We start from the raw sequence: 25653 nt of genomic DNA, 5'->3' as shown, positions 1-25653 counted from the left end.
CGCCGGGGATGGCTTAATGGTGGACGTGCCCTCAGACCCCCTCCCGCACCGCCGCCCCACCGTCCGCCGGGCGCGGATCGCGGACGTCCGCAAGATCAAGGCGCTGGTCGACTCCGACGCCGGGACGGTGCTGCTGGAGAAGGAACTCGTCACCCTCTACGAGAGCGTCCAGGAGTTCTGGGTGGTCGAGGACGGCGACGACGTACTCGGCTGCGGCGCGCTCCACGTGCTGTGGGAGGACATCGCGGAGCTGCGCACCATCGCGGTCGACAAGGACTCCCGCGGGCGCGGCATCGGGCACGCGCTGGTCGGGCAGCTGATCGACTTCGCGCGCGAGATCGGGCTGAAACGGCTGTTCGTGCTGACCTTCGAGACCCATTTCTTCGCCGGGCACGGGTTCGTCGAGATCGACGGGACGCCGGTGACCCAGGAGGTCTACGAGGAGATGCGGCGCTCGGCGGATCCGGGTGTCGCGGAGTTCCTCGACCTGCCGTACGTGAAGCCGAACACCTTGGGCAACAGCCGGATGCTGCTGGAGCTCTAGCCCTTCGCCGCGTGGCGCGCGACCCGGACCCGGTTGCCGCACAGCGACGGCGTGCACCACACCCGCCTGCTGTTGGCCGCCACGAACAGCATCGAGCAGTCGTGCGCGCCGCATCGCCGCAGCTGAGCCGCGCGCGGCCCGGACACGAGGTCGATCGCCGCGACCGCGACGGCGGCGAGGGCGATCTCCCCGCCGTCCTCGCCGTGCCAGCACGTCTCCACTCCCCCGTCGATCAGCCGCGGGCTGGTCGGGACGGCGGCCGCGGCCGCGTTCACCCGCTCCACCGCCCAAGCCTCGGGCTCCCGCGCCGCCACGACCGCATCCAGCAGCTCACGCACCGCCGAACGCAGCCGTCTCGTCTGCTCGGGCGAAGGCGCGCGGGCACCTTCCGGCAGAGCCTGTGCCGACCAGAACCGGGCGTGCCCCTCGTCGAGCAGGTCGATCGACGGCGAGACGGCCAGCATGACCGTGTCGGCGAGGTTCACCGCGAGATCGTCACCGGGGAGCGAGTCGAGATCGAGCATGCCTTGACACTATCAGGTACTAATGGTTCGAGGCAGTTTTAACCATTAGGGAGTGCTCATGGCGACCATCCGGCACCGTTCCGTCAAGCTCGGCGACGTCGAGGTCTTCTATCGCGAAGCCGGTGACCCCGAAGCTCCCGTGTTGCTCCTGCTGCACGGCTACCCGACGTCTTCGCACCAGTTCGTGCGGCTGATGCGGCGTCTCGCCGGCCGGTGGCGGCTCGTCGCCCCGGACCTTCCGGGCTTCGGGCAGACCATCACGCCCGACGGCTTCACGTTCACCTTCGACCGGCTCGCGGAGGTCGTCGGCGAGTTCGTGGACGCGCTGGAGCTGCGGCGATACGCGCTCTACGTCTTCGATTTCGGCGCTCCGACGGGCCTGCGGCTGGCCGTCTCACGGCCCTCCCAGATCACCGCGCTGATCACGCAGAACGGCAACGCCTACGTCGAGGGGCTCGGCCCGGCGATGCCGGACTTCCCTTCCCTGACCGACGAAACCGAGGCGCGGCGCGGCTTCGAGGCGATCCTCGAACCGGAGCAGATCCGCTACCAGTACACCGGCGCCCGCGACCCGGAGACCATCGATCCCGCGAACTACCTGCTGGACCAGTACTTCCTCGAACGCCCCGGCCGCGCGGAGGCGATGCTGGACCTGTTCTGGGACTACCGGAACAACCCGCCCGCGTACCCGAAGTTCCAGGCGTGGCTGCGCGAGGCCCAGCCGCCCGTACTCGCCGTGTGGGGCCGCAACGACCCGTTCTTCGTCCCGGCGGGAGCCGAAGCTTTCCGGAAAGATGTTCCCTCGGCGGAGGTCCACCTCTTCGACACCGGGCATTTCGCGCTGGAGGAGGACCTCGAACCGATCAGCGACCTGATCGACCGCTTCCTGGTGAAGCATCTGTAGAAGGGCGGCACATGGACACCTCGGTCACCGACCACCTGCTCAGCACGACGCGGGCGGTCCGCCGCAAGCTCGACCTGGACCGGCCGGTGGAACCCGAGGTGCTCGACGAGTGCCTGCGGCTCGCGCTGCAGGCACCCACACCGGGCAACCAGCAGGCGTGGCGGTGGCTCGTCGTGCGGGATCAGGGCGTGAAGGACCGGTTGTCCGAGCTGTTCCGGCGGGTCGGGAAGGCATACCTGGAGGCGAACGCGGCGGCGCTGGGCGAGGCGATCACCGAGCCTTCGGTGACGCGGGCGTTCGCGTCGGGACAGCACCTGATCGACGTGATCGACCGGGTGCCCGTCTTCGTCATCCCGTGCCTGACCGGCAGGCCGAGCGGCGACAACGCGACCGACGCCGCGTTCTACGGCGGGATCTTCCCGGCGGTGTGGAACTTCCAGCTGGCGCTGCGGTCACGCGGCCTCGGCTCGACGCTCACGACGTACCACCTGACCCACGAGGCGGAGGCGGCCGGAATCCTCGGCATCCCCGCCGACGTCACGCAGGTCGGGCTGCTGCCGGTCGCCTACACGACGGTGCCGGATTTCAAACCCGCGGCGCGTGTGCCACTGTCCGAAGTCGCGTATCTCGACGGCTGGGGCAATCCCCTTTAGGCCTTGGACACCCGCAGGGTGACCTGGTCGCCCCCCGAACTCACGGCGACCAGGTCCACCCGGCAGGCGGCGAACTCGACGGACTGCCTGCCACCACGTCCGGTGGAAGCGAGGGCCGCCGTCGTCCGCTCGCCGCGTCCCGGTTCGGCCAGGGTCAGCTCGACCACGGCCTCCCCTTCCCAGACGCAGACCATTCCCGTGGCGCAGCGGGAATCGGACACCAGACGAGCGAAGCGGATGCTGACGTCCTTCGACGCGACCTCGGTCGTGTCACCGGTCTTGAGGACGACGGTCTTCCCCAGCTCGACGCTGTTCTGGGCGTCGCGAGCGGGCTGAGGTCGTTGCACCGGCGCGGGCTGGGCCGGCGCGGGTTGCTCGCGCGCGGCGGAGCTGCCGGCCCCGCAGGCGAGGCCGACCAGTGCGCAGAGGACGACGAGCAGCTTCTTGAGGTCCACGGGTCAAGGACGTAGCGGAGGCTCCGGTCCGTTGCACCGGTCTTCAGTTGATCTTTTCGACCAAGGCCCAGACTCCGGTGGACGGGTTCCGACCGTGCTCGAAGCCCAACTCGACGTTGTGCTTCTTCGCGCGCTGGACAGCGGCCTCGATCCCACTCTCGTAGTCCGCGAACCGCAACGCCGACTTACTGAACCCCGGTACGTGCTTGACCAGCCGTTTCGCCACGTCCCCGTAGCAGGTCAACGGCGCCGAGCAAGCCTCGAAATGAAGCAGCAACCAGAACTCGAAGCACGGATTCGAGATCGCCAGATTGATCCGGAGCCTGCCGGCCGTCGCCGCGGCCTTGTCGAGGTCGAACTCGTCGACGTCGACCACGCACCACACCTCGTCGTGCGTTCCCTCCGCACGATCGCGCATTCCCGCCGCGTACTTGACCACCGTGTCCGGGTCGCCGCGCTTCGCCTTGATCTTGATGGTGACGGCCGGGTTACGCCGTGCCCGTTTGAGCCCCTCGAAATACGCGGGCTCCGTGGCCTCGGCACCGCAGACGACGAGGACCGACGTTCGCTCCTCCCTGAATGCCGACCGCCTCCGGCCGCTGTTCTCCCGGCGAGTCATCTGCCCAGCACTGCCTCGGCGAAGTCACCCAGCACCGGAACGGCCCCATAGCTACCGGCGAGATAGCGCCGTTCGGTGTTCTGGTCTTTGCGCGGCTTGAAGTCCGTAAGTGGGTAAAGCTCGCTCGCGCCTTCGGCGTTCTTGTCGACGAACCAGATCTGGTCTCGTTCCAGCACGTCGTCGCCGAGCATGGTGCCCAGGAGAGTCGTGTCATGGGTGGTGAAGACCAGTTGGGCTCCGCGTCGGTTGACGCCCTGATCACGGAACAAGCCGATCAGCTCCGCCACGAGTTTGGGATGGAGGCTGGTGTCGATCTCGTCCACGACGAAGGCCCATCCGTTGTCCAGCACGGTCAGGACGGTCGGCAAGAGCCCGAGCCAATTGTTCGTCCCGGCCGATTCGTCGAACAGGCTGAAGGGCTCGGCGCCCTGCCCGTGGTGCAGTCGTACCGAACGATGGTCGCTGCCCTTGTCCTGCCAGACGACCATGTCGGTGATCCCGGTGTCAGCGGCTCGCAGCAAGGCGATCAATCGCGCCCGGTTGTCCGGGTCCACGTCGATGAACTCGGTGACCCTTCGCTGCACCTCGAGCGGCTCCCACTGCTGATTCCTGAGCCACACCCGCAGTTCCTGTTTGAACCAGCGATAGACCGGGACCAGGGGGCCGAGCTGTAGCCGGTCGCAGACACTGAGCAGGAGCGCGTTCGGCTGGATCAACTCCTCCAGCACGGCGAATTTGCTTTTGAGGTCCGCGGTCGTGCTCCCGAATCGGACGCTGCCGCCCTGCCGTTCGAAGATGACTCGCCGACGCTTCTCCGGATAGGTGTAGAGCCACTCCTCCACCACCCGGTCGGCCGCTGTCTCACCGTCGATCCGGAATCCATAGGTGTGGCGGACGTCGTCGAGCATCAGTTCCACGACATAAGTCGACGGGCGCCTGCTGTCCCCCGAGCCGAGCCGGAAGTGACTTTGATGGAGAAGGCTCCAGTAACCCTCCACCAGGGACCTCATGGTGAAGAGCCCGTCGAGCAGATTCGACTTTCCGGAGGCGTTCGCCCCGTAGACGGCCGCCACGGGAACCGCCGCGCGCTCGTCCCCCGGCATCGCGGGCATCAGGAGCAACTCCTGCTCGTCGCGAAACGAGCGGTGGTTGCCCAACCGGAAGCTCCGGAGCACCCTGATCACCTCCCTGGCAAAGTTTCAGGCTGTTCTGTGACAGTAAACCGCACAGAACAGCCTGAAGCATCATCCAGGGACCGGTTCAGTCGTCGGAGACGTCGCCGCCGTTCGCGTCCCCGCCGCCGCGGATCATGAACAGCACCGACTCCAGCTCCTCCGGCTTGATCAGCACGTCTCGCGCCTTCGAGCCCTCCGAAGGACCGACGACCCCCCGGCTTTCCAGCAGGTCCATCAGGCGCCCGGCCTTGGCGAAGCCGACCCGCAGCTTCCGCTGCAGCATCGACGTCGAACCGAACTGCGAGGTGACGATCAGCTCGGCGGCCTGCAGCAGCACGTCGAGGTCGTCGCCGATGTCGGAGTCGATCTCCTTCTTCTCGCCCGCCTTCGCCGCGGTGACGCCGTCGGTGTAGTCCGGCTGCGCCTGCTCCTTGGCGAAGTTCACCACCGCGGCGATCTCTTCGTCGCCGACGAAGGCGCCCTGGATGCGGACCGGTTTCCCGGCGCCCATCGGCAGGTACAGCGCATCACCCATACCGATGAGCTTCTCCGCGCCCGGCTGGTCGAGGATGACCCGCGAGTCGGTGAGCGACGACGTCGCGAACGCCAGCCGCGACGGCACGTTGGTCTTGATCAGGCCGGTCACGACGTCGACCGACGGGCGCTGCGTCGCCAGGACCAGGTGGATACCGGCGGCACGCGCCTTCTGGGTGATCCGGACGATCGCGTCCTCGACGTCGCGCGGGGCGGTCATCATCAGGTCGGCGAGCTCGTCGACGATCGCCATGATGTACGGGTACGGCGCGTACACGCGCTCGCTGCCCGGCGGCGCGGTGATCTCGCCCGAGCGCACCTTCTTGTTGTAGTCGTCGATGTGCCGGACCTTGTTGACCTGCATGTCCTGATACCGCTGCTCCATCTCCTCCACCAGCCAGGCCAGCGCGGCGGCGGCCTTCTTCGGCTGGGTGATGATGGGCGTGATCAGATGCGGGATGCCCTCGTACGGGGTCAGCTCGACCATCTTCGGGTCGATCAGGATCATCCGGCACTCGTCCGGCGTCGACCGCGCGAGCAGCGACACCAGCATCGAGTTGACGAAGCTCGACTTACCGGAACCGGTGGACCCCGCCACCAGCAGATGCGGCATCTTCGTCAGGTTCGCGGTGACGAAGTGGCCTTCGATGTCCTTGCCGAGCCCGATGACCATCGGGTGGTTGTCCTTGACCGTCGACGGCGCGCGCAGCACGTCGCCGAGGCGCACCATCTCGCGGTCGGAGTTCGGCACCTCGATGCCGACCGCGGATTTGCCGGGGATCGGCGCCAGCAGCCGGACGTTGTCGGTCGCCACCGCGTAGGCGATGTTCTTGGTCAGCGCGGTGATCTTCTCGACCTTCACGCCGGGGCCGAGTTCGACCTCGTACCGGGTGACCGTCGGTCCCCGCGTGAAGCCGGTGACCTGCGCGTCGACGTTGAACTGCTCCAGCACGCCGGTGATCGCCTCGATCATGGCGTCGTTGGCCTTGCTGCGGGACTTCGGCGCGTCGCCGAGCTTCAGCAGGTCCGGCGGCGGGAGTTTGTAGTCGCCCTCGACGGTCCTGGTGACCGACAGCGGAGCCTCGGCCTTCTTCGGCTTCTTCTCCTCGACAGGCTTGGGTGCGGGCTTCGGCGCGCGCAGCGGCGTCGGCGCCTCGGCCAGCGCGGCTTCGATGTCGAGTTGCTCGCCCTCCTGGTCACCCGTGGCCTGGCGGCGGCGCGACGGCTTCCGCAGGCGGACCGATTTCGGGTCGGCTTCGGTGACGGCGTCGCGTTCCTCGTGGATGGCCTTGCGCTCGGCCTCGGCCTCCTCGATCTCCTCAGGGTCGAGGCCCCAGTTGCGCAGGCGGTGCGGGATCTCCCGGACCGGGGTCCCGGTGAACACGAGCGTGCCGAACAGCAGTGCCAGCACCAGCAGCGGCACGGCGACCCAGGTGGTGACCCCCATGGTCAGCAGGCCGCCGGAGAACGCGCCGATCACGCCACCGGCGTACATCCGGCCGTCGTTGGTCTCGGGCAGCGCGGTGAAGATGTGCAGCAGGCCGAGCACCGCCAGGACCACCAGCAGGGTGCCGATGACCATCCGCGGCCGGGCTTCGGGCACCGGTTCCGACCGCATCAGCGCGACGGCCACCACGGTGAGCACCAGCGGGAGCGTCACCGCTCCGGCACCCAGCAGCGACCGGGTACCGAGTTCCACCCAGCCGCCGATCGGACCGGCGGCCCGCCACCAGACGCCGAACGCGATCACCAGCGCCAGTGCGATGAGACCGAGGGCGAGACCGTCGCGACGGTGCTCGGGTTCCAGTTCGCGGCCGCGGCCGACCGTCCGCGCGAGGGTGCCGAGGCCCTTCGCGAGCAGATTCCAGGTGCCGCGCACGCCCTTGGCGAACGTGCCGGACGAGCGTTTCCGCGGCGCCGGACGCCGTGGAGCGGGCTTCCTCGCAGCCGTTGACCTGGGCTTCGCCGGGGTACGCGGCTTGCGCGCCGGCCCCTTGCTGCCGCCGCTTCGCGCCGTACTCCGCTTCCTGGTCGTCGACCCGCTAGCCATGTCTCCACGGTAACCGCCTCGACCCTCCAGCCCCGGCCGCCACTCGGAGCACATCCGGAACATTCGTCTCAGGTCACAGCTTGAGCGGCCATCCGGGTGAAAAGCCGTTCATGAAATGCTCTGCGCATGTTCGCGCTGCATCAGGATGAGAATTCGGCTCGCCGCGCCCCGGCCATTTGGCGCACGATGCTGAACATCGACCGGGGGCTGGTCAACTTCGTCGGCAAACTCACCGTGACCGGCGGTGTTTCGGCGGAACTGCGTCGGCGGCCCCTGCTCATGACGGCCAACCACATCGGCGTGTTCGACGCGTTCGTGCTGATGGCTGCCTGCAAACGGATCGGGATCAACCCGCGGTTCATGCTGGCGGGCGGCATCCTCGACGCGCCCGTCATCGGCCCGGCGCTGCGGGTCAGCGGCCACCTGCGGGTCGACCGCAAACAGGCGTCGACGGCCATCGGCCAGTTCGCCGAGGCCGCCGAGGCGCTGCGGACCACTCGCGACCCGCTGATCGTCTATCCGGAGGGCCGGATCAGCCACGATCCGGGCCTGTGGCCGGAGCGCGGCAAGACCGGCGCGGCGCGGCTCGCGCTGGCCGCCGGGGTGCCGGTGATCCCGATCAGCCAGTGGGGCGCGCACGAAGCCGTCTACTGGGGGACGGAGACCGTCAACGGTCCCGCCGATCTGGTGCCGCTCGCCAAGTCCGGGTTGAGCGCGCCCATGCGGCGGCCGCGGTTCAAGGTGCACTTCGGCGAGCCGGTGGACCTGTCGGAGGTCGAGCCCGAGCGGCCGGGCGCCGGGGTCCGCGCGCACGCCAAGATCATGCAGGCCATCACCGACGGCCTGGTCCCGCTGCGCCGCGACGAACTGGACAAGCCCCGGTTCCACGACCCGACGCGGCCGACGGACACCGTCAGCCCCTGGAAGAAGCGCTGAGTTCCGGATCCTGAGACGGGGGCTCACGCTCGCCTAAGGTCGGCGGACGTGAGCACCCGCATCCTCGTCGTCTACTACAGCGCGACCGGCAACACCGCGAAACTGGCGTCGGCGCTGGCCGACGGCGCCCGCGAGGCCGAAGCCGACGTCCGCGTCCGCACGGTTCCCGAGACCGCCCCGCCCGGCGCGGTGGCGAGCAATCCGCGCTGGCAGGCGTGGGTGGACGCGGGACCGCACCACGAGACGGCGACACTGGAAGACCTGGAGTGGGCCGACGGTTTCGCGGCGGGCAGCCCGACCCGGTTCGGCGGCCCGGCCGCGCAACTGAAGTCCTTTTTGGACAGTACCGGCGGCCTGTGGGCCAAGGGGAAGCTCGTGAACAAGGTCGCGACCTCGTTCACCACCGCGTCCACCGCGCACGGCGGGCTCGAATCGACCGTGCTGGCGACGAACAACATCTTCTACCACTGGGGCGCCATCGTCCTGCCGCTCGGCTACACCGACCCCCACCTGCTCGAATCGGGCAATCCGTACGGCGGCTCGTTCGTCTCGCGCAAGTCCGCCGAACCCGACGACCTCGCCCTCGACGCCCTTCGTCTGCAGGGGCGGCGGCTCGCCACCGTCTCGCGCTACATCGCTGACGGGCTTTTCAAGGACGGGTGAAGGGAACCGCAAGTCCGTCTCCTGCGTCGTAGGGTGGTCACACAGCGTCACGCTACGGGGAGGAAGCGGGATGACCGGCGGGTACGAGGTGGCCTTGGCGGCGATCGGCGCGGCATCAGACGCGGCGAAACGGGCTTCGGCCGACGTCGGGAAGGTGGACCTCTCGGCCACTCTCGCCGGCGTCGCGACCGGCTTGCCGGGTGGCGTTTCCGGTGAAGCGGCCCGGCTGCTCGCGGACGCCTGGAGCCGGGCGGTGCCCGGCTGGGCGCGGAACACCGCCGACTACGCCGAACGGCTCGACGAGGCGGCCGTCCGCTACCGCGCCAACGAGCTGGCGGCGTCACGGGAACTCCCCGTCTAATGCTCACCTGGGGAGACGTGCGCCGGTGGGATCCGGCCGCGATCGGCCAGGTCGCCGACGCGCTCAACGACGGTTGCACCCGGATCATCGCTGCCGACGACGACGTCGAAGCCATGGCACGCTTCACGAACTGGACCGGCGACGCGGCCACCGCCGCGAAGACGCGGGGCGAATCGCTGACCTCCACCCTGGAGCGGCTCGTCGCCCAGGCGTCCGCGGTCCGGCGGGGCGCGCACGAGGTGCAGATCGCGCTGGACCGGATCGTCGCGTTCGTGCGGGAGACCGACGAACTGGCGCGACGGAACGGGCTGGCCATCGGTCCCGGCGGCGAGATCACGCCCGCGGGTGTTCCATCGCCCGACCAACCGCGCGTAATGGCGGAACTGGCGGACAGGGTCGAACAAGGCCTGCGCCGCGCGGCCGACGTCGACGCCGATTTCGCCGAGATCCTGCGTCGCGCGCTGCGGGGCGAGATCACCGAACAGGGTGGCGGCACGCTCGCCCAAGCGGCCGACGCCGGAGCCGCGCAAAGCGGCCTGTCGATCATCGGCCCGCCGGAGAACGGCACCCCCGGTGACAACAAGGCGTGGTGGGCGAGCCTGTCGGACACGGCGAAAGTCGCCCTGCTGCAAGGAAATCCGGGACTCGTCGGGAATCTCGACGGTATCCCGGCGACCGACCGCGACGCCGCCAACCGCGCCGTCCTCGCCCGCGAGATCGCGCGACTCCAAGGCGATCCCAAACTCAGAGGCCTCGAAGCCATCCAACAGCGGCTGGACCGGTCGGACCCGCAGGCGTTCCTGCTGGGGTTGGACACCGGCGGCGACGGGAAGGCGATCGTTTCGGCGGGGAATCCCGACACGGCGGTGAACGTGGCGACGTACGTGCCGGGGACCGGCTCCGAGTTGTCGAAGATCGGCGGCGACCTCAACCGGTCCGACAAGATGTGGGCCGCGGCGACCACGTCTGGCTCCCCGTCGACCGCCGTGATCACCTGGCTCGGCTACGACGCACCGAACGAGATCACCGACGCCGCGAGCCCCAAGTACGCCGACGGCGGTAAGGCGGCGCTCGCGCAATTCCAAGACGGGCTACGGGAAACGCATCAAGGCGCGCCCTCGCACAACACGGTGATGGGGCACAGCTACGGCACCACCGTCGTCGGGCACGCGGCCGTCGACGGCGGCCTCGCCGCGGATGAACTCGTCTTCGTGGCGAGCCCCGGCGTCGGCGCGCACGACGTGAGCGAACTGCATCTCGACGGGGTGGATCAGGACGAGATCGGCAAGCACGTGCACGCGACCGTGGCCGAGCACGACATGATCAACCTGGCGAACCTCGAGATCGCCGGGTACGACCCGATCCTCGGCCAGGACCCGGCCGACGCGGACTTCGGCGGGCAGGTGTTCACGTCGGCGCCGGGTACGGACGGGTGGGGCGGGTACAGCAAGGAAGCGCACAGCGAATACTGGGAAGACAACAACCCGTCGCTGAACAATCTCGGCCAGATCATCGCCGGGAAACCGACGACGTGAACCGGGCCCTCACATTCATCCTCGCCTCGCTGATGCTCTCGGCGGCCTGTTCCCCTGGAGGTGGGGACGACATGGAATCGACGATCACCGAACAGCAGGCTCGCGACAAGGTCGAGCAGTACATCCAAGGCGCGCTGTCGGCGTTGCCCGCCGGTGCCGAGTTGAAGCCGTTCACGCGGAACCGCTCCGAATGCACGGACCCGACCGACAAAGGCCCACTGGGCCGCTTCGAGATCTCCGCGACCTACGAGGTCATCGGCCTGGACTCCGCACGGTTCGCCGAGCATTTCACGGCGATCACCCAGTGGTGGGAGTCGCACGCGTTCAAGATCCTGACCGACTCCCGGCCGACGGATCAGTACGTCTTCGCCCGCAACACCGGCGATGCCTTCGACATGTCGATCAAGGCGAACGACCTCGGCAAGTTCTACGTCGGTGCCACCTCCCCCTGTGTCTGGCCGAACGGCACGCCCGAACCCCAGGCTCTCGAAGCCACCGAGCCCGAGCAACCGGTCGCCGCTCCCCCGGAGCCGGAGCCGGAGCCCGCGCGCAAACCGCGTCGCGCCCCCGTCGACGACGAGGACTTCGCCCAGACGAACTGGACCGACGGCGGCACCTCGTTCTGACTGCTCGCCCGCCAAGTACGTGAAGGCCTCCTTGAGGGACCTAGAGTCCCTCAAGGCGGCCTTCACGGACCGGCCCGGTGACCATCCGCGGCCAGGGCCTCGAAGACCAACCGGTGGGAAAACGGGTCGCCCCACAGTCACCCGGCCTCTACCCTCCGGCCGTGACCGCCGAACTCGCCGCCGCCCCCAGCCAGCACGTCGCGCATCGCGGCCGGGGCATCACGCTGATCCTGCTCGCCGCGCTCTTCTTCGGTACCTCGGGTGTGCTGGGCAAACCGGCGATGCAGGCCGGGTTGTCGCCGGAGCAGGTCGCGGCGATCCGCATCGGGCTGTCGGCGATCGTGTTGCTCGCGCTGGTCGCCGTTTTCCGGCCGAAGCTCCTCAAAGTCACGAAGAACGAGTGGCCGCTGCTGCTCGCGTACGGCTCGCTCGGCGTCGCGGGCGTCCAGCTCATGTACTTCCTCTCGGCGGGCCGGATCCCGGTCGGGATCGCGATCCTGCTCGAGTTCACCTCACCGGTGCTGATCGCGCTATGGGTGCGGTTCGTGCGCCGCGTGCGGCTGCCGAAGGCGATGTGGGCGGGGATAGCGCTGGCGATGACGGGGCTCGTGCTGGTCGCGCAGGTCTGGGAGGGGCTCAGCCTGGACGTCCTCGGGTTGCTCGCCGGGCTCGGCGCCGCCGTCTGTTCGGCGGGCTACTTCCTCCTCGGCGAGCGGGGCGTCGCGGACCGCGATCCGCTCGGCATGGTCACCTGGGGGATGACGATCGGCGCGGTACTGGTGTGCGCGGTCGCCCCGCCGTGGACGATCCCGTGGGGTGTCCTCGACACGCCGACGACGTTCGGCCCGTGGGAGCCGCCGGTGTGGTCGTTGCTGATCGCGCTGGTGCTGATCGCGACCGTCCTCGCCTACGCGACGGGGATGGCGGCGCTCCGTCATCTCCCGGCTTCGGTGGCGAGCGTCGTCGGGCTGGTCGAGCCGCTGATCGCCGCCGCCGCGGCCTGGCTGCTGCTGGGCGAGGCGCTCAGCTGGATCCAGGCCGCCGGCGCGGTGGTGCTGCTGACCGGCGCGTACATCGTCCAGCTGAATTCCAACGTGGTCCAGACGGACTCAACCCTGCTGGAAGCCCCGTAGGTCGCCGATCTCCTGCTGCTGCGAACGCGAAGTCGTCGCGGCGAGGTCGCGGGCGTCGGGGTTGCGGCCGTGCTGGGTCTCGGCGTCGGCGATGCGGACGCCTGCTTCGCGCTGGCGCAGCAACCGCGTGACGAACTGGCGGTCGAAGTCCTTTCCGGACAGTGCGGCCAGTTCCGCCATGTCGCCGGGACTGACGTACCCGTCGCGCTGGACGTGTTCGAGGTTCGGGTCGTCGGGCGCGGGCTGACCCCACGCCTCGATGAGCCCGGAGAGCCGCGCGATCTCCGGTTCGTGCGTGTCGATGATCCGCTTCGCGAGCACCTTCAGCTGATCGTTCGCCGCGCGGGTTTCCGCCAGGGAAGCCAGATCCATGCCCTGCTGATGGTGCGCGAGGGCCTGCCGCGCGAAGGCGACGTCGGCGTCGTTGAACGGGACGGCGGCCTGCTGCGCCACCGGCGACGACCCGGACGGCGCCGTCTGCGACTGGGGCGCCTCGTCCGAGCAGCCCGCGAGCGCGACGGCGGCCAGGGCGACGGCGGGCAGGAACCGGAGGACGGCGTGCGGCATCGAAGAGCTCCTCGGAACGCGCGGTGGAGGTGCCTAGGTTGGCAGAGTCCACATCGGCCTGTTCACCTGGGGTTGCGCAAACACTTTTCCTCCCCGGCCCACGGTGCGACAATCCCGCGATCCGCCGCCGCTCCGACAGGAGGTAACCGCGACATGGACCCCGAAACCACGCGCGAACGGCCGGGACTGCGCCCGGACCTGCGGCAACGCCACGTACGGATGATCGCCCTCGGCGGCATCATCGGCGCCAGCCTGTTCATCGGCAGCGGCGCGGTCATCCACACCGTCGGCCCGGCGGCCGTCCTCTCCTACGCCATCGGCGGCCTGATCGTCGTGCTGGTGATGCGGATGCTCGGCGAGATGGCGACCGCCTCGCCGTCGCAAGGGTCCTTCATGGAGTACGCGCGGACGTCGCTCGGCGGCTGGGCGGGCTTCACCGTCGGCTGGCTGTACTGGTACTTCTGGGTCGGCGTGGTCGCGTTCGAGGCCGTCGCCGGGGCGAAAATCCTCCAGACCTGGATTCCCGTTGTGCCGCAATGGATCTTCTCGCTGGTGCTGATGCTGCTGCTGACCGCGACGAACCTCGCCTCCGCCCGTTCGTTCGGGGAGACGGAGTTCTGGCTCGCGTCGGTCAAGATCGCCACGATCGTGGTGTTCCTCGTGGTGGGCATCCTGTTCGTGCTCGGCGCCTGGCCCGGCGGTTCGTTCTCGGTCGGCAACATCGCGCAGGACGGTTTCCTCGCCAACGGCCCGTTCTCGGTGGTGCACGGGGTGGTGATCGTGATCTTCTCCTACTTCGGCGCGGAGATCGTCACCATCGCCGCCGCCGAATCGCGGGAACCCGAGGCCGCCGTGCGCAAGGCGACGTCGTCGATCGTGTGGCGGGTCATCGTGTTCTACGTCGGCTCCGTGACCCTGCTGGTGATGATCACCGGCTGGCGTGACATCCCGACCACGACCAGCCCGTTCGCCGCCGCGTTCGGCCGGTTCGGCATCCCCGCCGCCGAGACCGTGGTCAGCGCGGTGGTGCTGACGGCCGTGCTGTCGGTGCTGAATTCGGGGCTGTACACCGCTTCCCGCATGTTGTTCGCGTTGCGCGGCAACGGCTGGGCGCCGAAATGGATCGCGGACACGAACCGGCGCGGCGTCCCGTGGAAGGCGATCCTGGTGTCCACTTCGGTCGGTTACGTGGCCGTGGTGATGAATTTCGTGTCCCCGGACAAGATCTTCTACTTCATCATCAATTCCGCCGGCGCGGTCGCGTTGTTCGTCTACGCGATCATCGCGGGCTCGCAGCTGCGGATGCGGCGCCGTCTGGAGGCCGAGGCGCCGGAACGGCTGAAACTGCGCATGTGGGGTTACCCGTGGCTGAGCTGGCTCACCCTCGCCGGAACGCTGGCCGTGGTCGCGTCGATGTTGTTCGTGGACGACGACACGCGGGCCCAGCTCTACCTGAGCCTGATCAGCCTGGCGGTGATCCTCGGCGTCTACTTCATCCAGCGCCGGCGATCCGGCCGAGAGCCCCGTAGAACACCTCTTCGATCTTCGCGGGATCACGGCTGAGGAAGGCCTGTCCGCCGGCGGGCGCGACGAGCTGCCCGAGTTCGGTCTCGTCGGCGTCCGGGCCGATCCCGATGGCGATCACCGGCACCGGACGCTCCCGGTCGCGCAGCTTTCCCAGCTCCGCCACCAGGTTCTCGCGGCTGATGCCGCCGGGATCGGTGTCACGGCCGTCGGTCATCACGATGACGAGGTTCAGCTTCCCCCGCTCGAATTCCTTGTGCGCCAGCCGGTAGACGTCGAGGACGCTGTCGTAGAGCCCGGTCTGCCCGTCCGGTACGGCCCGGACGGCACGCAGCCGATCGACCGCCGCCAGCTGCTGCCCGACCGGGGCCATCGGCAGGATCTCCCGGTAGTCCCGCTCACCGTCCACTTTGGTCGCGAAGGCCAGAAAACGGACCTGTGACGTGGATTTGAACAAGTGCAGGGCGTTCTCCGCCGCCTCCAGCGTGATCGCCAGGCGGGATTTCCCCGTTCCCGGTACCGGCGCGCTCATCGAACCGGACACGTCGATCAGCACCTGGACCCGGGCGCTCGCGTTCACACCGGCCCACTGGCTGAGCGCCTTGCCGACTTCGGCGGCCGCCGGGATCTCGGCACTGCGCTGCCCATGTGCCTCGACGCGTCGATCGGTTTCGGTCAGCCGCAACGCTTGCCCGCCCGGAGCACGCAGTTCGGACCGCGTGCCGGTCGCGGCGCCGTAGAGCAGGGCACGTTTGAGCTCCGCGACGGCCTCGGCCTGCCGCCGGGTCGCCCCCGCGATCTCGACGAACGGATAGTCGAGCGCCATGGCCGCGGGCGAGTACGCGGCCACCAGCGCGGTCTCGCCTTCGGAAAGTACGGAATTGTGCCGTAGCACCGCGTTCTCCGGAGCGGGGAACACCGTCGCACCCGAAGTGGTGGCGGCGAACTTCCGGAGCGACGCGACGTACGCGGCGGCCGGATCCGGGGCGTCCTTCGTGACTTCGCGGAGCGCCAGCAGCGCCGAGACTCCGACGGGATCGCGTGCCGGATCCGGCATTCCGGCGACGATCCCGGCGTGGCCCAGCACTTCCGGCCACGTCAGCGGCTCGCGGGGCCAGCCGAGCGCCCGCGCGACCGGTTCCGCGACCGCGAGCACCACCGGGGAACTGGCGATCGACGGCCCCGACGGCGGAACACCGGTGGCCTGCCTCAGGAACAGCGTCGACGACGGGATCCAGGCCTGGGGCTTGGGCGCGGTGCCGGAGAGTTCCTGCGCCAGCTGGAGGGATTCCCGGGGCTGGACGTCGAACGCGACACACGCGAGAGCGAGGGCGCCCGCCGCCTCCGCGACGGCGGGGGCGATGTCGGGCGACGCGGCGACGACCACCCGCGTGGTCTCGCAGTCGGGTTCGGACCGCGCCATGGCCACGGCGACCCAGGTGGCCGCGCCGAGCACGGCCGCCAGCGCGAGCGCCAGCAGCGGGAGCAGTATCCGTCTTCGGGTCCGGCTGGTGGCGTGGCGTCCCATCGGCTCTCCCGGCATGGGGCTCGAGGAGCGTCCGAGGGTACGCCGAGAGCACCCTTAGGGGAAGGCTACGACTTTCGGCGTAGAGAAACCCCACCGAGGCGGGAGGTGCCCCCGCGTGGCTCGCGAAACACTTGCCCGGTAAGGAAAACACTCGAAACCGGGGGAATTCGTGATGAACCGGCCCACCCGTGCGGAACAGCGCAAAGCGCGCAACGCCCTCTTCGGCCAGGCGATCACGGTCGCCTTCGCACTGCTGCTCGCGGCCGCCACTCGCGCGTGAAGGCCCCCTTCCCTCGGCTGATGGAATTCAGGCATGCGCGCGCCAGCGCGTCCGTTGAGGGCGGCGGCGGGGGCATGGATGGAGGAAGGGGGCCTTCACGCGCGTTCGGGGCTAGACGGGGATGACCGTCGGCACGATCATGGGGCGGCGCCGGTAGGTGTCGGCGACCCAGCGGCCGACGACGCGGCGCACGGCCTGCGCGATGCGGTGCGTGTCGGTGATGCCCTCGGCCTCGGTCCTGGCGAGTTCCATCTCCACCATCGGGACCACGGCGTCGAGCGCCTTCGGGTCGTCGGAGAACCCGCGTCCGGACACCGTCGGCCGCGTCACCGCGCGGCCGGTGCTGGTGTCCACGGCGACGGTGATGGCGATGAACCCGCCCTCGCCGAGCACGAGCCGGTCGGACAGGGTCGACTCGCCGACGTCGCCGACCGAGAGGCCGTCGACGTACACGTGCCCGACCTCGACCCGGCCGGTCCGGGTGGCCTTGCCGTCGACGAGGTCGACCACGACACCGTCCTCGGCGATCACCACGTTCTCCGGCGCGACACCGGTGCGCACGGCCAGTTCCCCGTTGGCGCGCAGGTGTTTCCACTCGCCGTGCACCGGCATGACGTTGCTGGGGCGCACCGCGTTGTACAGGTACAGCAGCTCGCCCGCCGACGCGTGCCCGGACACGTGCACCTTGGCGTTGCCCTGGTGCACGACGTTCGCGCCGAGCCGGGTGAGGCCGTTGACGACCCCGAAGACCGCGGTCTCGTTGCCCGGGATCATCGAGCTGGCCAGGACGACGGTGTCGCCGGCGCGGATCGAGATCTGCCGGTGTTCGCCGCGCGCCATCCGCGACAGCGCCGACAGCGGCTCGCCCTGCGAACCGGTCGACACGAACAGCACCTTGCCCTCGGGCAGGTCACTGGCCTGGTCGAGGTTGACCAGCAGACCGTCGGGCACGTTCAGCAGGCCGAGATCGGCCGCGATACCCATGTTCCGGACCATCGACCGGCCGACGAACGCGACCCGGCGCCCGTGCCGCACGGCCGCGTCGAGCACCTGCTGGACCCGGTGCACGTGGCTCGCGAAACAGGCCACGATGACGCGCTGGCCGACCTTGCGGACGACGTCGTCGAGCACCGGGCCGATGTCGCGTTCCGGCATGACGAAACCGGGCACCTCGGCGTTGGTCGAGTCGACGCAGAACAGGTCCACGCCCTCGTCGCCGAGCCGGGAGAACCCGGCGAGGTCGGTCAGCCTGCCGTCGAGCGGGAGCTGGTCGAGCTTGATGTCGCCGGTGTGCAGCACGACCCCCGCGGGTGTGCGGATGGCCACCGCGAGCGCGTCCGGGATCGAGTGGTTGACCGCGAAGAACTCGAGGTCGAACCGGCCGACCTTGCGTCGCTCGCCCTCGCGGACCTCGATCAGGTTCGGCCGCTGGCGGTGTTCCTTGGCCTTGGCCGCGAGCAGCGCGTTCGTGAACCGGGAACCGTAGATCTTCAGGTCCGGCACGAGCCGCAGCAGGAACGGGACGGCGCCGATGTGGTCCTCGTGCCCGTGGGTGAGGACGAGACCGTCGATGTCCTCGAGGCGGTCTTCGATCGCGCGGAAGTCGGGCAGGATCAGGTCGACGCCGGGCTGGTCGTCTTCGGGGAACAGGACCCCGCAGTCGACGATCAGCAGACGGCCGTCGAATTCGAAGACGGTCATGTTGCGGCCGACTTCGCCGATCCCGCCGAGCGCGACCACGCGCAAGGCGCCTTCGGGCAGCGCGGGCGGTGGGGTGGTCGGTCCGGGTCCGGTTGGCAATGAACTCACCGAGGCATGGTCCCTACGCTGGTATGTGAGGTCGGCGCCGTGTAGGCCGCCGCTGAATCTGCTTGTGCCACTCGTGCACCATGCCAGTCACTGGCGGCGCTTTCCCCGAGCGGCACGCCCCCCTGGGCGAGATCCGCGGAAATCGCCTGGAGCTGCTCGTCGCTCGCGGCCACGATGGGCAGCCGCGGGTCGCCGATGTCGAATCCGCGCAGCTTCAGGGCCGCCTTCGAGAACGCGACCCCGCCGACGCGGGACATCGCCCGCAGGACCGGCAGCATGCCACGGTGGTTGGTGCGCGCGGTGGAGGTGTCGCCGGACTCGTAGGCGTCCATCATGCCGCGGATGCGGCCCGCCACGACGTGCCCGATCACGCTGACCACGCCCGCGCCGCCGACCGAGACCCACGGCAGGTTGAGGCCGTCGTCACCGGAGTAGTAGGCGAGCTGCGAGTTCGCGATGACCTCGGAGCCGGCGATCAGGTCGCCCTTGGCGTCCTTGACCGCGAGGATGCGCGGATGCTCGGCGAGCCGCAGCAGCGTGTCGACCTCGATGGGCACGATCGAGCGCGGCGGGATGTCGTAGAGCATCACCGGCAGGCCGGAGGCGTCGGCGACCGTGGTGAAGTGCGCGTAGAGCCCGGCCTGGCTGGGCCGCGAGTAGTACGGCGTGACGACGAGGATGCCGTGGGCGCCCGCCGCTTCGGCCTGCTTCGCCTGCTCGATGCTGTGCGCGGTGTTGTTCGTGCCCGCCCCGGCGACGATCGTCGCGCGGTCGCCGACGGCTTCGACGACGGCGCGGACCAGCTCGGCCTTCTCGGCGTCGGTGGTGGTGGGGCTCTCCCCCGTCGTGCCGTTCACGACGAGACCGTCGTTGCCCAGTTCCACGAGGTGTTCGGCCAGCTCCTGCGCCCGCTTCAGGTCCAGCGCCCCGTCGGCGTCGAAGGGGGTGGCCATCGCGGTGAGCACGCGCCCGAACGGTCTTCCCGGCGCTGCGGTGGGTGGAGTGGACATGCTGTGAAGGTACCTCCTGCGAGCGCCGAACCCTTGCCGACGTGGTCGTTCCCGTCGAATGCGGGAGATTTTCCGCGACGAAGGCGAACTCGGCGCAAACTCTCTGTGAGCTATTTGACCTTGGTCGTGATCTGCGAGGGGATCTGGCTCCCGTCGGTCTTGGCGAGCAGGCAGTAGTAGCCCCGCGAGTAGGTGTGGTCCTCTTCGCCGGGCGGCCGCTTCCACTCGGCTTCGGTCGGGACGAGCGCCCGCCAGGTCAGCGACGCCCGCTGCGCCGCGGGCACGACGTTCGAGTTGAAGGTCGCCGAGCAGGTCGCCTCGGCGATCCGGTTGACCGTTTCCGCCCCCGGGTATTCGGCGATCTTCGCGTCGTCGTCGCTGGGGGACTCGACTTCGAGCAGGGCCCGTTTGGAGAAGATCTCCAGCAGGTGGTCCTTGTCGCAGCTGACCCCGTCGTTCAGGTTGATGCCCTCTCTGAGCGGCACGTTGTAGCAGTCCCCGGACGAACCGAGTTTGACCTGGCCGTTGATGCCGTAGGTCAGCGTCGGCTGCGCCTGGGAACTCCCCTCGGGCGCGGCCATCCAGCGGCCGAGGAAGATCCCGCCGACCAGCGCGCCGATCATGGCCACCGCGGCGAGGCTGAGCCACAACGGGCGCAGGTTGCGCTTCGCCTCGGGCGCCGGGGCGAGCCGGGTCATCGGCTGGCCGGACTGCGGCATCATCGCCGTGCCGCCCGAGGGCGGCGTGGGCTGGGCCTGCACGCCTTGCGCGGCCGCGAGCAGGCTGCGCACCTGGTCGTAGGACATCCGCGCCTCGGGTTTGGTGACCAGCAGGCCGAGGATCGCGGCGGCCAGCGGGCCCTGGACCCGGGTCAGGTACGGCGCCTCGGTCATGATCGCGTGCAGGGTCGCCGCGGTGGTCGACCGTTCGAACGCGACGATGCCTTCCGCGGCGAAGAACAGCGTCGTGCCCAGCGACCAGAGGTCGGATTCGGGCATCGCGTCGCGGCCCTCGACCCGTTCCGGCGCCATGAACGCGGGCGAGCCGACGATCATGCCGCTGGTGGTCAGGCGCGGGTCGTCGGCGGCGTGCGCGATACCGAAGTCGGTGAGTTTCACCCGGCCGTCCGGCGCGACCATGATGTTCGCGGGTTTGACGTCGCGGTGAACGATCCCGGCGGCGTGCGCGGCCCGCAACGCGGACAGCACCCGCTCCCCCACCAGCGCGACCTGCTGCGCGGGCAGCGGACCGCGGTCGCGCACCAGGTCGGCCAGCGTCGGCGCCTCGACCAGCTCCATCACGATGTAGGTGGCGCCGTTCTCGGTGACGACGTCGTACACGGTGACGACGGCCGGATCGTTGAGGCGGCCGCCGGAGCGGACCTCGCGCAGCATCCGCTCCGACAGCACCGAGGCGTCCTCGGGGGCGTTCGGGAACTTCAGCTCCTTGATCGCCACCTGGCGGCCGATCACCTGGTCCTGCGCACGCCAGACGATGCCCATCCCGCCGCGGCCGAGCTCGCCCAGCAGGGCGTATCGGCCGGCGACGATCCGCGCGCCGGTGGCCTGCTGCGTCTGCTGGGGCGGCCCGTACGGACGGGTCTGTTCGTCGGTCAAGGTTCGGTGCTCCTTCGGTTCGCGCAGGATGCTAACTCGGACCCGTTCGCGTCCCGAAAGGTTCCTTCGCCCGGCTGATGGATCAGACCGTGACCTCGTGCCCGGCCTCCCGGAGCGCCTTCACCGCGCGCTCCAGTTCGGCGGCCCGGACCAGCACGTGGTCGGTGTCGAATGTGGACATCGAGAACAGCGCCACGCCGGCGGCGGCGAGCTCGCTCGACAACGCCGCGATGATGCCGGTCAGCGTGAACGCGAGCGGTCCGCGGACCGACAGCAGCCGCCAGCCGTCCTCGACTGTGGCCCCGGCCGGCGCGAGACCGGCCGGGCAGATCACCGACAGCTCTTCCGGCGTCCGCGTGAGGGAGATCAGCACGGGCTCGCCGGGGTCGAGCAGGTTCGCCGGAACCGGCGCGTCCGGGGCGAGGCGGGCGACCGCGTACTCGCCGGGCCGGACGTCGATCGCGAGGCGTCGCATCAGCCCTCGAGAACCTTCGGGCTGGACGCGACCTCGGTGCCGTCGGGCAGCGCGGAGATGGTGAAGTCCGCGAAGACGTTGCCGGAGGCCTTCTGCAGCTCGCGCAGGCAGTCGATGGCCAGGGCGCGGATTTCGACGTCGGCGTGCTCGGTGGCGCGCATCGCGATGAAGTGCCGCCAGGCGCGGTAGTTGCCGGTGACCACGATGCGGGTCTCGGTCGCGTTCGGCAGCACGGCGCGGGCGGCCTGGCGGGCCTGTTTGCGGCGCAGGGTGGCGCTCGGCACGTCGGCGAACTTCTCCTCCAGCCCGGCGAGCAGTTCGGTGTAGGCGTCGACGGCGGCCTGCGAGGCGGCGAGGAACTTCGCGTGCAGCTCCGGGTCCTGCGCGATGACGTCGGGCTCGACGAACGCGGCGTCGCGCTCCGGCACGTAGCGCTGCGAGAGCTGCGAGTAGGAGAAGTGACGGTGGCGGATCAGCTCGTGCGTCAGCGACCGGGAGATGCCGGTGATGTAGAAGCTGACGGAGCCGTGCTCCAGCACCGACAGGTGGCCGACGTCGATGATGTGCTCGAGGTAGCCGGCGTTGGTGGCCGTCTTCGGGTTCGGCTTCTTCCAGGACTGGTAGCAGGCCCGGCCCGCGAATTCGGCCAGCGCCTCACCACCGTCGGCATCGGTCGACCACGGTACGTCGGACGGCGGGAAGAACTCCGTCTTCGCGATCAGTTGAACCTTGGGTGACACGGTCTCGGCCACGTTCGCACTCCTTTTCGACCCCTGCTCCACGACTCCGGGCAGCGTAACCGCAAGCGTCTTTGACGCCGGGGCGACATCACGGTGACGTCAGGTCTCCTTGACGTGACATCACAAATGACGTCATAGTGGTGTCATGGATCTGACGCCGTACATCACAAGCCTTCGCGAGGACCTCGCGAACACGGCTTCGGCCGGCGACGAGCAGACGCGGCGCGCTGCCGCGCTGCTGTCGTCGGCGCTGGAGCCCGCCGCCCGGCTGACCATCATGAACGCCCTCGCCGACCTCGCCGCCGAAGTGACTTCGGCGCTGCCGGGGCACGTCGTCGACGTCCGGCTCGACGGCCGCGACGTGCGCGTCGTCGTCACGGGGGCGGGTGAGGGCGCCGAGCAGTCCGCGCCCCGCTCCGAGACGCCGCGGGAGACCCCGCGCGCGCCCAAGGTGGACACGGGCGACATCACCCGGATCACCTTGCGCCTGTTCGAGCAGGTCAAGGGCCAGGCCGAAGCCGCGGCCGCCTCGCAGGGCGTTTCGCTGAACACGTTCGTCTCGCAGGCCGTCCAGGGCGCGCTGGGCAAGAGCGGGAGCGAGCACTGGCAGCACAAGCAGAAGCCTGGCGGCGGTGCCGGTTCGCACCTGCACGGCTGGGTCCAGGGCTGAGGGGGACGGACATGACCGAGGAAAGCATTCCCGCCGGTGAAGAGACCGTGCGCGTCGAGGACTTCGAGGCCGAGGGCCCGATCGAGGTCGACGTGAGCGTGGCCATCGGCCGGGTGACCATCGAACTGACCGACGGGAACGGGGTCCACACCGAGGTCCGCCGGGACGGCGGCGAACAGCAGCCGTGGGTGGACGGCATGACGAGCCTGCTCAGCTGGGTCGGGGAACGTTTCGGCGACCAGCTCGGCGGTTCACCGGTCGGGTCGGCGGGCGCTGTGGGTGACGCCGTGGCGCAGACGCGGATCGAGAAGGTCGGCAACCGGCTGGTCGTCCAGGCGCCGAAGGCCTGGCAGCTGAAGAACGTCCCGCTCGCCGTGACCGTCCGGGCGCCCGCCGGTTCGCATCTGGAGGTGCGGGCCGGGGCGGCCGACGTGACGGTCACCGGTTCCGCCGGACGGGCCGACCTCATGACCGGCGCGGGCAAGATCGCGCTCGAACGGGCCAACGGTTCGGCGATCGTCCGCACCGGCACCGGCGACATCAAGCTCGGGCCGACCCTGTCCGGTCTCCAGCTGCGTACCGGCAGCGGCTCCGTCGAGGCGGCGTCGGTGAGCGGTTCGGCCACGGTGGCGACCGGCACGGGTGACGTCTGGCTCGGCGAGGTCGCGGGCGAGGTCCTGGCGCGCACCGGCAGCGGCTCCCTCTCGGTGGCCGACGCCGCTTCCGGGACGCTGGAACTGACCACCGGATCGGGTGAGGTCCGCGTCGGGATCCGCGGCGGTGTCCAGGCGGAGATCGACCTCTCGTCGACGACCGGATCGGTGTCGAGCGAACTGGAGGTCGCGGAGAGCGCGCCTTCGGAGGTCTCGCTGAAGGTGCGGGCGCGCACCGGCACGGGTGACGCGGTGGTGACCAGCGCGGCCGGCTGAGCCGCGGTCTGCAGGGGGATCGAGGGACCTTTGCTCGCACTTTTCCACGGGGGTGGGAGCAAAGGTCCCTTGCTCATTTCAGGTGCTCGCGAACGGCCGCCAGATGGACATCGGTGATACCCGTGCGCGGATCGACCCGCAGCAGGTGCGTGACCATTCCGTCCCGCCGGGAAAGGAACGCGTCCCTGGCGGCGGGATACAGGTCGAAATCGTCATCTAGCCAGACGAGAGGGCGCGGCCCGGCGTAGCGGGCGACTTCGCCTGGTGCCCCCAGGTGGTCGCCCAGACCAGCTCCGCGTTCCCGGCCGCGTCGAGCAGCGCCGTCCCGTGGCCTGGGTTGAGCCACATCCGCCGTGGATGCCGCCTGCTCCAGCCCCGGATCCGGAACATGTGCTCGATGCCCGAGGCCGCCGGGACCTTCACTCGAAAACGGCCGTTGATGAAGGATTTGGGACGTTGAATGTCCCAAATCCTTCACGGACCTCCCCGCGAGAAGCGCCGACGCTATGAAAGGTCCTTTCCTTGCAAAATTTGCAAGGAAAGGACCTTTCATAGCGTTCGCGAAGTTCAGCACACGAGGCGTGAGAGCACCGGAGCGAGATCGCCCCGCTCCCCCACCGCGACCCCGTCCAGCCCCTGCCATTCCGCCATCAGCCGCAGTTCGCCCGCCAGCTCACTGGCGACCCGCGCGACGTCCACCCCAGGCTCGGCGAAGGCGCCCTGGACGCGAAGCACCCCGGCGGCGCGATCGCATTTGAGGTCGACCCGGCCGACGAGTTCGCCGTCGAGCAGGAACGGGAACACGTAGTACCCGTAGATCCGCTTCGGCTCGGGGACATAGATCTCGATGCGGTAGAAGAAGTCGAAGATGCGCTCGGTGCGGGCGCGTTCCCAGATCAGTGGGTCGAACGGTGACAGCAGCGCCCGGCCGGTGACCGACCTCGGCGCCTTCGCCGCGACGTGCCGGTACGCCGGGGCGGGCCAGCCGTCCACGGTCACCGGTTCCAGAACCCCCGCCTCGACCAGCTCCGCCACCGCCCGCTTGCTGACGTCGGGGCCCAGCCGGTAGTAGTCCCGCAGATCCGGTTCGGTGCCGATGCCCAGCGCGACGGCCGCGCGGGTGATCAGTTCGCGGGCGCCTTCCTCCGGGCTCACGGTCCGCGACAGGATCTCCGGCGGGACGACGCGTTCGGTCAGGTCGTACAGCCGCTCGAACGACCGGCGCGTGCCGGTGGTCAGCTGCCCCATGCCGAAAAGCCACTCGCAGGCCTTCTTGACCTCGGACCGCTCCCACCACGAACCGGGCCTCGAACCGCCCGACTTGCCCTCCAGCGCGCGCTCGATGCCGCCCGCGCCGATCGGTCCCTGTTCCTTGATCACGGTCAGGATGTCGTCCACCAGCTGCGGTGTCTGGTCCAGCACCCGCGCGTAGTTCGTCCACCAGCCCATGCGCTTCGCCCCGGACCGCAACAGCGGCCAGTCCGCCACCGGCAGCAGGCTCGCCTCGTGCGCCCAGGATTCGACCAGCATCCGGGGTTTGCGCGCGGAATGGGACCAGGCCGCGTCGTCCACCAGCGTGGGCTCGTACGCGCCGAGCCGGGAGAACAACGGCATGTAGTGCGCGCGGACCGCGACGTTCACCGAATCCAGTTGCAGCAACTGGATCCGCGACAGCACGCGCTGCAGATGCCTCCTCGTCACCGCTCCACCGGGACGCGCGTCGGCGAACCCTTGTGCGGCCAGGGCGATCCGGCGCGCGACCGGACCGCTGATGGTCGTAGTGCTCATCGTGC

26 protein-coding genes are annotated in these 25653 nt (G+C 69.5%); 12 read left to right on the top strand and 14 right to left on the bottom strand.

Annotated features, from left to right (window positions below; translation table 11 throughout):
- Positions 1–16: 16 nt before the first annotated feature.
- Complete coding sequence (locus ED92_RS26810; protein WP_016332644.1) at positions 17–544, top strand: amino-acid N-acetyltransferase; 528 nt, start codon at positions 17–19, stop codon at positions 542–544.
- On the opposite strand, the gene ED92_RS26805 is transcribed toward ED92_RS26810, so the two are convergent.
- Positions 541–1068, bottom strand: coding sequence for an ABATE domain-containing protein (locus ED92_RS26805; protein WP_037343140.1), 528 nt, complete (start codon positions 1066–1068; stop codon positions 541–543). The two genes, ED92_RS26810 and ED92_RS26805, sit on opposite strands and share 4 nt — an antisense overlap.
- Before the next feature lie 58 nt (positions 1069–1126).
- On the opposite strand from ED92_RS26805, the gene ED92_RS26800 reads away from it, so the two are divergent.
- Positions 1127–1972, top strand: coding sequence for an alpha/beta fold hydrolase (locus ED92_RS26800; protein ID WP_037343138.1), 846 nt, complete (start codon positions 1127–1129; stop codon positions 1970–1972).
- Positions 1973–1983: 11 nt separating this feature from the next.
- Complete coding sequence (locus ED92_RS26795; RefSeq protein WP_037343136.1) at positions 1984–2625, top strand: nitroreductase family protein; 642 nt, start codon at positions 1984–1986, stop codon at positions 2623–2625.
- Here ED92_RS26795 and ED92_RS26790 read toward each other — a convergent pair.
- The 4 genes from ED92_RS26790 to ED92_RS26775 form a co-directional block, all read right to left on the bottom strand.
- Positions 2622–3080 (bottom strand): hypothetical protein, encoded by a 459-nt coding sequence (locus ED92_RS26790; protein ID WP_037343134.1) that lies wholly within the window; start codon positions 3078–3080, stop codon positions 2622–2624. The genes ED92_RS26795 and ED92_RS26790 overlap by 4 nt on opposite strands.
- Before the next feature lie 43 nt (positions 3081–3123).
- On the bottom strand, positions 3124–3699 hold the full coding sequence (locus ED92_RS26785; protein ID WP_037343132.1) for an RloB family protein: 576 nt from the start codon (positions 3697–3699) through the stop codon (positions 3124–3126).
- On the bottom strand, positions 3696–4874 hold the full coding sequence (locus tag ED92_RS26780; RefSeq protein ID WP_037343474.1) for an ATP/GTP-binding protein: 1179 nt from the start codon (positions 4872–4874) through the stop codon (positions 3696–3698). The genes ED92_RS26785 and ED92_RS26780 overlap by 4 nt, the downstream gene beginning before the upstream one ends.
- A gap of 85 nt (positions 4875–4959) precedes the next feature.
- Positions 4960–7287 carry a DNA translocase FtsK gene (locus ED92_RS26775; RefSeq protein ID WP_037343129.1) on the bottom strand — a complete coding sequence of 776 codons (2328 nt, stop codon included), beginning with the start codon at positions 7285–7287 and terminating at the stop codon, positions 4960–4962.
- Between the two features lie 297 nt (positions 7288–7584).
- Here ED92_RS26775 and ED92_RS26770 point away from each other — a divergent pair, with 297 nt between their 5' ends.
- The 6 genes from ED92_RS26770 to ED92_RS26745 all read left to right on the top strand — a co-directional run bounded on the left by ED92_RS26770 (position 7585) and on the right by ED92_RS26745 (position 12712).
- Positions 7585–8394, top strand: a complete 810-nt coding sequence (locus ED92_RS26770) for a 1-acyl-sn-glycerol-3-phosphate acyltransferase (RefSeq protein ID WP_037343127.1) — start codon at positions 7585–7587, stop codon at positions 8392–8394.
- Positions 8395–8442: 48 nt separating this feature from the next.
- Complete coding sequence (wrbA, locus tag ED92_RS26765; RefSeq protein ID WP_037343124.1) at positions 8443–9057, top strand: NAD(P)H:quinone oxidoreductase; 615 nt, start codon at positions 8443–8445, stop codon at positions 9055–9057.
- Between the two features lie 70 nt (positions 9058–9127).
- Entirely contained in the window at positions 9128–9418 is a 291-nt protein-coding gene (locus tag ED92_RS26760) for a hypothetical protein (RefSeq protein WP_037343115.1), read from the top strand.
- Positions 9418–10953, top strand: a complete 1536-nt coding sequence (locus ED92_RS26755; RefSeq protein ID WP_037343113.1) for an alpha/beta hydrolase — start codon at positions 9418–9420, stop codon at positions 10951–10953. The genes ED92_RS26760 and ED92_RS26755 overlap by 1 nt, the downstream gene beginning before the upstream one ends.
- 71 nt (positions 10954–11024) lie before the next feature.
- Positions 11025–11579: a hypothetical protein gene (locus ED92_RS26750; protein WP_037343110.1), complete on the top strand. Its 555-nt coding sequence runs from the start codon at positions 11025–11027 to the stop codon at positions 11577–11579.
- A gap of 161 nt (positions 11580–11740) precedes the next feature.
- A complete protein-coding gene (locus tag ED92_RS26745; RefSeq protein WP_037343473.1) occupies positions 11741–12712 on the top strand; it encodes a DMT family transporter in 972 nt (323 codons plus the stop codon).
- On the opposite strand, the gene ED92_RS26740 is transcribed toward ED92_RS26745, so the two are convergent.
- Positions 12689–13279: a DUF305 domain-containing protein gene (locus ED92_RS26740; RefSeq protein ID WP_037343108.1), complete on the bottom strand. Its 591-nt coding sequence runs from the start codon at positions 13277–13279 to the stop codon at positions 12689–12691. The genes ED92_RS26745 and ED92_RS26740 overlap by 24 nt on opposite strands.
- 153 nt (positions 13280–13432) lie before the next feature.
- Here ED92_RS26740 and ED92_RS26735 point away from each other — a divergent pair, with 153 nt between their 5' ends.
- Complete coding sequence (locus ED92_RS26735; protein ID WP_037343106.1) at positions 13433–14842, top strand: amino acid permease; 1410 nt, start codon at positions 13433–13435, stop codon at positions 14840–14842.
- Here the strand turns inward: ED92_RS26735 and ED92_RS26730 are convergent.
- The 6 genes from ED92_RS26730 to thyX all read right to left on the bottom strand — a co-directional run bounded on the left by ED92_RS26730 (position 14772) and on the right by thyX (position 22273).
- The gene (locus ED92_RS26730; RefSeq protein WP_037343105.1) at positions 14772–16331 is read right to left on the bottom strand and encodes a VWA domain-containing protein; all 1560 of its coding nucleotides are present in this window, start codon (positions 16329–16331) and stop codon (positions 14772–14774) included. The genes ED92_RS26735 and ED92_RS26730 overlap by 71 nt on opposite strands.
- Before the next feature lie 391 nt (positions 16332–16722).
- Entirely contained in the window at positions 16723–18420 is a 1698-nt protein-coding gene (locus ED92_RS26725; RefSeq protein ID WP_037343103.1) for a ribonuclease J, read from the bottom strand.
- On the bottom strand, positions 18417–19430 hold the full coding sequence (gene dapA / locus ED92_RS26720) for a 4-hydroxy-tetrahydrodipicolinate synthase (RefSeq protein WP_037343102.1): 1014 nt from the start codon (positions 19428–19430) through the stop codon (positions 18417–18419). Before dapA ends, ED92_RS26725 begins: the two co-directional genes overlap by 4 nt.
- A gap of 110 nt (positions 19431–19540) precedes the next feature.
- Complete coding sequence (locus tag ED92_RS26715) at positions 19541–21046, bottom strand: serine/threonine-protein kinase (RefSeq protein WP_037343100.1); 1506 nt, start codon at positions 21044–21046, stop codon at positions 19541–19543.
- Positions 21047–21128: 82 nt separating this feature from the next.
- Positions 21129–21521, bottom strand: coding sequence for an ACT domain-containing protein (locus tag ED92_RS26710; RefSeq protein WP_016332627.1), 393 nt, complete (start codon positions 21519–21521; stop codon positions 21129–21131).
- Positions 21521–22273 (bottom strand): FAD-dependent thymidylate synthase, encoded by a 753-nt coding sequence (thyX, locus tag ED92_RS26705; protein WP_005156312.1) that lies wholly within the window; start codon positions 22271–22273, stop codon positions 21521–21523. Before thyX ends, ED92_RS26710 begins: the two co-directional genes overlap by 1 nt.
- Positions 22274–22406: 133 nt before the next feature.
- Here thyX and ED92_RS26700 point away from each other — a divergent pair, with 133 nt between their 5' ends.
- Both ED92_RS26700 and ED92_RS26695 read left to right on the top strand, forming a co-directional pair.
- Positions 22407–22931: a toxin-antitoxin system HicB family antitoxin gene (locus tag ED92_RS26700; RefSeq protein WP_037343098.1), complete on the top strand. Its 525-nt coding sequence runs from the start codon at positions 22407–22409 to the stop codon at positions 22929–22931.
- Positions 22932–22942: 11 nt separating this feature from the next.
- Positions 22943–23860: a DUF4097 family beta strand repeat-containing protein gene (locus ED92_RS26695; protein WP_037343096.1), complete on the top strand. Its 918-nt coding sequence runs from the start codon at positions 22943–22945 to the stop codon at positions 23858–23860.
- A gap of 216 nt (positions 23861–24076) precedes the next feature.
- Here ED92_RS26695 and ED92_RS26690 read toward each other — a convergent pair whose 3' ends face one another.
- Together ED92_RS26690 and ED92_RS26685 are read right to left on the bottom strand one after the other, a co-directional pair.
- Positions 24077–24283, bottom strand: a complete 207-nt coding sequence (locus ED92_RS26690) for a hypothetical protein (RefSeq protein WP_037343093.1) — start codon at positions 24281–24283, stop codon at positions 24077–24079.
- A 144-nt stretch (positions 24284–24427) separates the two neighbouring features.
- Entirely contained in the window at positions 24428–25648 is a 1221-nt protein-coding gene (locus ED92_RS26685) for a winged helix-turn-helix domain-containing protein (protein ID WP_037343471.1), read from the bottom strand.
- Positions 25649–25653: the final 5 nt, after the last annotated feature.

Origin of the sequence: Amycolatopsis sp. MJM2582 (assembly GCF_000754115.1) — a bacterium.
GTDB classification, from domain to species: domain Bacteria; phylum Actinomycetota; class Actinomycetes; order Mycobacteriales; family Pseudonocardiaceae; genus Amycolatopsis; species Amycolatopsis japonica.
Note: the sequence above shows the minus strand (reverse complement) of the source record. Positions and strands in the feature narration are given on the sequence as shown.